The organism is Acinetobacter sp. UC24323 (genome assembly GCF_024151445.1).
GTDB classification, from domain to species: Bacteria; Pseudomonadota; Gammaproteobacteria; order Pseudomonadales; family Moraxellaceae; genus Acinetobacter; species Acinetobacter baumannii.
In genome coordinates this window covers 169,584-177,282 of record NZ_JAHIBY010000009.1, presented here as the reverse complement: position 1 = coordinate 177,282, position 7,699 = coordinate 169,584, and the positions used below count along the sequence as shown (strand labels likewise).

The 7,699-nt window shown below is 38.1% G+C and carries 6 protein-coding genes; 3 read left to right on the top strand and 3 right to left on the bottom strand.

Annotation, left to right across the window (positions count from 1 at the left end):
- Window positions 1-81: IS3 family transposase (locus KNQ97_RS13870; protein WP_139844455.1), on the top strand; the 81-nt coding region annotated here is incomplete at its 5' end.
- Window positions 82-396: 315 nt separating this feature from the next.
- Here KNQ97_RS13870 and KNQ97_RS13865 read toward each other — a convergent pair.
- The 3 genes from KNQ97_RS13865 to KNQ97_RS13855 form a co-directional block, all read right to left on the bottom strand.
- The gene (locus KNQ97_RS13865; RefSeq protein ID WP_253612366.1) at window positions 397-1,329 is read right to left on the bottom strand and encodes a lauroyl acyltransferase; all 933 of its coding nucleotides are present in this window, start codon (window positions 1,327-1,329) and stop codon (window positions 397-399) included.
- Between the two features lie 131 nt (window positions 1,330-1,460).
- Window positions 1,461-2,810 carry an EAL domain-containing protein gene (locus tag KNQ97_RS13860; RefSeq protein WP_000633307.1) on the bottom strand — a complete coding sequence of 450 codons (1,350 nt, stop codon included), beginning with the start codon at window positions 2,808-2,810 and terminating at the stop codon, window positions 1,461-1,463.
- 507 nt (window positions 2,811-3,317) lie between these two features.
- Window positions 3,318-4,178 (bottom strand): DMT family transporter, encoded by an 861-nt coding sequence (locus KNQ97_RS13855; protein ID WP_253612365.1) that lies wholly within the window; start codon window positions 4,176-4,178, stop codon window positions 3,318-3,320.
- A gap of 118 nt (window positions 4,179-4,296) precedes the next feature.
- Between KNQ97_RS13855 and KNQ97_RS13850 the strand changes: the two genes are divergently transcribed.
- Window positions 4,297-4,764: an Lrp/AsnC family transcriptional regulator gene (locus KNQ97_RS13850; RefSeq protein ID WP_021510503.1), complete on the top strand. Its 468-nt coding sequence runs from the start codon at window positions 4,297-4,299 to the stop codon at window positions 4,762-4,764.
- 274 nt (window positions 4,765-5,038) lie between these two features.
- Window positions 5,039-7,684, top strand: a complete 2,646-nt coding sequence (gene mutS / locus KNQ97_RS13845; protein ID WP_001083263.1) for a DNA mismatch repair protein MutS — start codon at window positions 5,039-5,041, stop codon at window positions 7,682-7,684.
- The last annotated feature ends 15 nt before the right edge of the window (window positions 7,685-7,699 follow it).

Below are 7,699 nucleotides of genomic sequence, written 5' to 3'. Positions count from 1 at the left end.
TATAATCATGAGAGAATCAAGGTGAAGCTACAAGGTTTATCCCCTGTACAATATAGAAACCAGTTTATAAAAACTGCTTAACTAACTGTCCAACTTTATGGGGGCAGATCATTCCGCCGCAGAGGGGGCACGTAGGGATGCCCACAAAAAAGAGAGACTTTTTCGTGTGCTTTGGGTAAATACGGCCTGCTAAAACCGACTGGCAATGTGGCCAGCAGGCAAAGGATAGTGCTCTGCCCTATTACAGTCAAGCACACAAAATGACATTTGTTTTAAAATAGATCATTAAAAAGTAAGGATAAATAATTAAAATTTATTATTAATTTGGGATTTATAAAGTCTCGGTTTAAAGGCCTTTAAATCTCTCAGTTGACTGTATAAAAATGCATAACAAAATCAGTAAAACTTCGCTTCACCAGCAGGACGAGTTTTAAACCTTCTATGAAACCACATATATTGTGTTGGGGCGATCCGAATCTGGTTTTCAATAATTTTATTGACGCGTTCAGCATCATTCACTTCGCATTCGCCAGGAAAATTTTCAAGTTTAGGTTCTACCAGTACATTGTATTGAGGATCTCGAATATCCCCACTTCTGTAAAAATATAAAGGTATTGCAACAGCGTTTGAAATATCCATGAGTCTTCGGTGTGCCGTGACTGTGGCTGCTTGTATTCCAAAGAATGAAGCCATGACACCTTGCTTTAAACCAAAGTCCTGATCAGGGCTATACCAGATTGCATGACCATTTTTGAGTTTTTCAATTAAGCTACGCATGTTGTCTTTTGCAATCTGATTTTTATAAACCCTAGCGCGACTACGATGAATGAGGAAATCCATGAAAGGATTATTTTGAGGTCTATACACCACATCCATATCAAAGAATAGTGTACATGCAGCACCTCCGGCATCGAGTAATGTGCTATGCGTGCCTAACAGCAGAATGCCGCGATCCTGATTGTCATTTAGATGTTCCAAGCCTTCTATATGAACTCTTTTTTTAAACCATACAGGACAATACCAAGCATTTAAGGCTTCAAATATACCAATCATCGTATCGGTAAAAACCGACTTAGCCTTGGCTTCAATTTGCTCAGGTGTTTTTTCCGGAAAACATGCACCTAAATTTCTTAAAGTCGTTTTCCTTCTAGAACCCAATAGTGTCCAAGCAATTTTTGAAAATAGTTTTGCTAAGCGCCACTGGATTGCCCAAGGCAAGTACGCAAGAAACATTAGAATAAAAGCTGTGAACCAGATACCCCAATATTTTAATGATAGAAAGGAAAATTGAAATTGCCCTGATTGATACTGCGCTTCAGGTTTCGTCATATTGTAAATATCTAGAGGTATAGAAATTCATCCTAACACACTCGCACTCTACATACGTTTGTAAAGTGTGTCTTAATATTAGACTCAATTCTAGCAAACAACTGCTAAACAGTACTGGTGAGTGCTCCGATTTATTCTTTATCGGTCTTGATGGACAATTGCTTGATAAACTCATTTAAAGACATTGGGCAGCCCCATAAATAGCCCTGAAACTCGGTACAACCATTACTTTTAAAAGCACTAAACTGTTCAGCCGTTTCTATTCCTTCTACCAACACGCGAAGGTTTAAATCTAGGCCAATTTTAATAATACCCGTCACTAATTTATTGCTGCGTTTATCATCTAAAGCTGCCTGTACAAAGCTACGATCAATTTTAATTTGTTTAATTGGCATTTTTTGTAAATAGCTTAAGGATGAATACCCTGTACCAAAGTCATCAAGTGAAAGCTGAATACCATGCTTAGACAAGAAGTGCATTTTTTCGATCATGCTCGCACAATTATTTAAAGCAATATTTTCAGTAATTTCTAATATGAGCCGAGATGGATTGAAGTCATACCGCTGAACCAGACCAATCACCGTGTGCTCAAAGTTAGATTGCATAAAATGATCAGCACTAATATTGATTGAAAGCGTAAGATCTTTGGTCTCTTCTTTTTTACTCCAGTCCTGTAAAACTTGGCAGGCTTGGTCCAATACCCACTCGCCGATCTCTGGCATTAACCCAAAAGTTGCCGCTGCCGGAATAAACTCTTTTGTTGGAATATATCCTAAAACCGGATGATGCCATCTTAACAAGGCTTCCGCACCAATCAGTTTTTCTGACGAATTAACTTGAGGCTGATAAAAAAGCTCAAATTGTTGTTTAGTGAGTGCCAAACGTAGATTGTGCTCCATACTGCTTTCTATTTGTATTTCTAATTGCATGGTATAAATTGAAATACAAATCATAAGAGTAGCGACACAAGTGGCTATCCACCCACCATGATCACGAATATCTTCTGATAAAGGTATGGCACTATCGAGAGTAAAAGAGCTGCCACTGAAAAATATAAAGCAGCCAATCGAAAGTAAAATTAAAACAATTTGTAAGAAGCTTGGCTCTCTACGGTAATTCAAATACCCCAATATCGCTCCGGCAGGTAAAAACAAATGGGCCACTCGAGGGCGATCAGGCGTAGCGACATCGAAAAATAAGCAAAAGACAACTGGAAAAACCAGTAGAACCGCTTGTGATAAAAGTATCCCTGCCGAAATACGGTTTATATAAATAAGAAAAAAACTAAATATGGAAATTAGTGTGAAACAGATATCCATATAAACAATCACCCACATTTGGGCAAATGCAAAATATATAGTCCAAAACAAGCAAAAAATAATACAAATAAAGATATTTGCTTTGGCTGCAATTGTAAGCTGCTGGTCCTTTAGGGAGCGGTAATTTTTCTTGTGTTTTTTAAAGTAAGACGAAGTTATCATAAATAAACCAACCGTAAATATTTCTTTAAAGGACCCCAGCCAGCTTGGTCATTGATACTCCATTTCAATATTTACCAATAAAACGTAATCATTTCTCCCATTGTGATTTGTACTTATTATTTTGAGATCAAGTTTTAACCACCTTAATGGTATAGCCCGATTAGGTCACTTGAACGATACCGCTTTTTAAACACTCTATAATTTTAAAGTATCATGTCTTAACGATACATGCCTATGACTCTCAGGTACAGCCTTTAAGTGCAGAAAAATTAGTGAATTACAATTTTTGCGTTAAATATTTTTATTATTTAAATTCATCAATAGGACCATTTAAAATAATGCACATGTGTGCTTAATTATGCTGCTAATGACCAAGTTGTGAGCTTTGTTGTTCTGAGGTTGGAGCTAAAAGCTAAAGAACCCATGAGATATCCATCTCATATTTTTGATCGGGTTATCTCATGTTTACCAGAAATATTTATTTTTTAATAATATAGAAGTCTTGGCTTATACCTTATTGCGTTTATAAGAAAAATAAGAGCAACCTGCACATGATGCCATAATAATTGTTATCCCTAGAACCTGAAAACTATTTAATCGTTCATTTAAAATTAGCCATCCAGCCAAAGCGCTCACTGCGGGTGATGCACTTAGTAAAATCCCAAAAACTCGAGGATGCAGTTTTTTCATGGCAATCATATCTAATATAAATGGAATAGCACTTGCTAGCATCGCCATAAGTAAACATATAAAAAGAATCTTATAACTATCAAAAATATGGATAATGTGAGATGCACCTAAAGGTGTTGCAAATAAAGCCGCTATAAACATTCCAGTCGCAACAGAGCTACCACCACCTTGTGCAACTTTTGAGCCATAAATCACATACAGCCCCCAACCTACTGCGGCTAATAAAGCATACGTCATGCCAATAAAACTAAAGTTATTATTTGCATTGCCCATAGGTAAAAGAAGCAAACCAATAATAGATAATCCTCCCCAAAAATAATCTAATTTATTTTTAGACATTAAAATAGCAACCGTAAGTGGTCCTAACACTTCGATGGAAATCGCAATCCCAACAGACATGTAAGAAAAAGCTTTATAAACCAATGTATTCATTAAAGTGAGGATTGATCCATAAATAATTAGATTTTTCCAATTGGTCTGTTTATTCCACTGTCGCCATGGTTTAAAGACTATCCATAAGAAACAGGCCGATAAGGCAAGTCGAGTTAAGGTGACTCCTTCAGCAGTAAGAATCGGAAAAAGGACTTTTGCTATTGCTGCGCCGATCTGTACAGAAACTAAAGATAAAAATGCGGCTGCAAATGCCATGCCTTGCTTGGAGTTTGTCTCAATCATCATATTTACCGCTCTGGGAATGATTGAAATTTTAATTCTCTATAATCAATATATTTCTTCTATTTTTCACGGTAAAACGATTAAATAACTCTATATTTAATATTTAATGAGAGATTTACTCATGTCAGAGATTTCTTTAGATAATTTTGATTATGCGATCTTAAGAATACTGCAAAAAGACAATAAAACTTCCCATCGAGAAATTTCTGAAAAAATCGGTCTATCCGTGGCATCTGTACAAAGGCGTATAACTCGGATGGAAGAAAAGGAAATTATTTTAAAAAATTGCGCTATCTTAAATCCCCTCAAATTTGGTGAAAAAATTACTTCCATTATTGAGGTCCGCCTTAGCGAAGATCGTTCAGTAGTTATGGACAGAGCGAAGCTATACTTTGCTTCTGTTGAAGAAATTCAACAGTGCTACTTCGTGAATGGAGGAGTCTCATTTATAATTATCATGCTGAGCAATAACTTATCTCATTTTGAAAGTTTAGTTAGAAAACATTTCGCTGATAATGAGGATGTAAAAACTTATAGAACACTCATTGTTTTAGATCGCGTAAAAGTAAGCTTTGAGTTGAATATTTAAGTTTTTCAATCCTTGGCTTAAAAGACCCAATTGTTCTATTTTTATGTCTTGCTACATTCAACCTCTATTTCAATGCTTGATCACTTTTTTTCGTTAACTCAAATTTGTTACCATTGCACCACTGGAATGGTCTGAAGTCACTTTATACTAGGGATGCTGATTCTAAAGTTCATCCAGTTGTTGTACTTTTCTTGAATTACATTCATTTTTAAAGACTTGAAATTGGTTAATAAACCAAAAGTAGATTTTTCGTTTTTTTAAGGGTTTATTACGCATGAATAGCGCTGAAATCATGGCTGATCTCTCCAACCACACTCCAATGATGCAGCAATATCTCAAAGTCAAAAAAGACTATCAACATGCGTTGCTGTTTTATCGTATGGGCGACTTTTATGAATTGTTCTTTGAAGACGCGCATTTAGCAGCCAAACTTTTAGGTATTACCTTAACCCATCGGGGTAAAGCAAATGGCAACCCGATTCCAATGGCAGGTGTTCCCTACCATTCAGCCGAAGGTTATTTGGCGCGTTTAGTAAAAGCCGGCCGAACTGTAGCTATTTGTGAGCAAGTCGGCGAAGTTACTGGCAAAGGCCCGGTTGAACGCAAAGTTGTTCGTATTCTTACACCGGGTACTTTAACCGACGACGCACTACTTACAAGTTATCAGTCGTCTAACCTTGTTGCGCTATGTATCCATCAAAACCAGATCGGTTTTGCTTTACTCGACTTAAGTGCGGGTATTTTTAAAGTTCAACAACAAGACTACAAACCGGAACAACTTCCAATTGAACTGGCTCGCCTCATGCCAAGTGAAATTTTGATTGATGAAGATCTGGTTGACCCGAATATTATCGAACAAATTAAAAAACATTTAGATTGCCCGGTAACCAAGCGCCCAAATGTCGATTTTAATTTAAACAATGCGCAAAAAACCTTATGTGACCAGTTCTCTGTATCAACACTCTCTGGTTTCGGACTAGACCCGTTACCTTTAGCTAAAGCCGCCGCGGCAGCACTTATTCACTATGCCAAAGAAACTCAAAAAACGGCGTTACCTCATATCCGTTCAATTCTTTTAGAACAAAGTACTGACTTTATTGCGCTCGACCCAATCACGCGCCGTAACTTAGAAATTATTGAACCTTTGTTTGAGCATGGAACTTCTTTATTTCAACTTGTGAACGATTGCCAAACCGCAATGGGTGGACGTTTACTTAGCCGCACACTTATGCAGCCTGTCCGTGATACAGCATTACTTGATGCACGTTTAGATGCGATTGAGCAATTGATTCAAGGCTACCATGAAAGCCCTGTTCGTCTGGTGCTTAAAGAAATTGGGGATATTGAACGTGTTCTTAGTCGTGTGGCGCTGGGTAGTGCGCGACCACGTGATTTAGTTCAACTTCGTCATGCTTGCGCGCAAATTCCATTTTTACGAAATGCTTTAGCACCTGTTGTACAAGCAAAGAAATCTAAGTTATTAGGACAGCTCGATCAGGAATTGGGTGACTTTAAATCGCTTCATCAACATTTAATGGCTGCAATTGTTGAAAATCCGCCTGTATTACTTCGTGATGGCAATGTAATTGCAGAAGGCTATGATGCTGAACTTGATGAATTACGCCAAATTCGTGATCATGCAGGTCAATTCCTCATTGATTTAGAAATAAAAGAGCGTGAACGTACTGGTATTAGCACCTTAAAAATCGGTTATAACCGTGTGAGTGGTTACTACATTGAGCTGACTCGCGCTCAAGCCGAGCAAGCCCCTGCCGATTATATTCGCCGTCAAACCTTAAAGAATGCTGAGCGCTACATTACGCCTGAACTAAAAAGTTTTGAAGATAAAGTTTTATCCAGTGAGTCGCGTGCATTAGCTCGTGAAAAAGCATTATTTGAAGCTTTACTTGAAAACCTTCGTGAAAATATTGCTCACCTACAAATGATGAGTTCAGCAATCGCGCAAATTGATGTAATTGCAAACTTTGCTCATCAAGCGCGTTTAAACAACTGGGCACGCCCTGAATTTACACCAGAGACAGGTATTAAGATTCAAGGTGGCCGTCATCCTGTAGTTGAAGCGTTAAGTAAAGCGCCATTTACACCAAATGATACTTTCCTTGATGTGCAGCACCGTATGGCAATTATTACCGGTCCAAACATGGGCGGTAAGTCTACCTTTATGCGCCAAACAGCATTAATTAGTTTGCTTGCTTACTGCGGTAGTTACGTTCCGGCACGAGCTGCCAAACTTGGCCCAATCGACCGTATTTTTACCCGTATTGGTTCAGCCGACGACTTATCGACAGGCAAATCGACCTTTATGGTTGAGATGACTGAAACTTCACAAATCTTGCACCATGCAACGAATCAATCGCTCGTGTTAATGGATGAAGTTGGTCGCGGAACCAGTACCTACGATGGTCTTTCTTTAGCGTGGGCTTGTGTGGTTGATTTAACCAAACGCGTTAAATGTCTTTGCTTGTTTGCAACTCACTATTTCGAATTAACAGAGTTGGGTAGCGAACCTGGTATTGATAACTACCATGTCACTGCTCAAGAGTTAAACGGTAATCTCATTTTATTGCATAAAGTCCAACAAGGACCAGCAAGCCAAAGTCATGGTTTACAGGTTGCAAAATTAGCCGGTATTCCAGCTAACGTGATTAAAGAAGCTCAGAAGCGTTTACGTATTTTAGAGAAGCAACAACAGCAGCACTTACAAACTAGTGTTCAAAGTGATTTGTTTGCAACTTTAGATTCAGAAGTTACCCCAAGCACTCAAGTCATAGAGAAAGTGATAGAAGTTGAAGTCTCTTCACCTGCCCTCGATTTACTTAAGCAAATCGAAGTAGACAACCTGACTCCTCGTCAGGCACTTGAACAGCTTTATGAGCTAAAAGCAGCGCTTAATTCATAATCACTCATTGAGCAA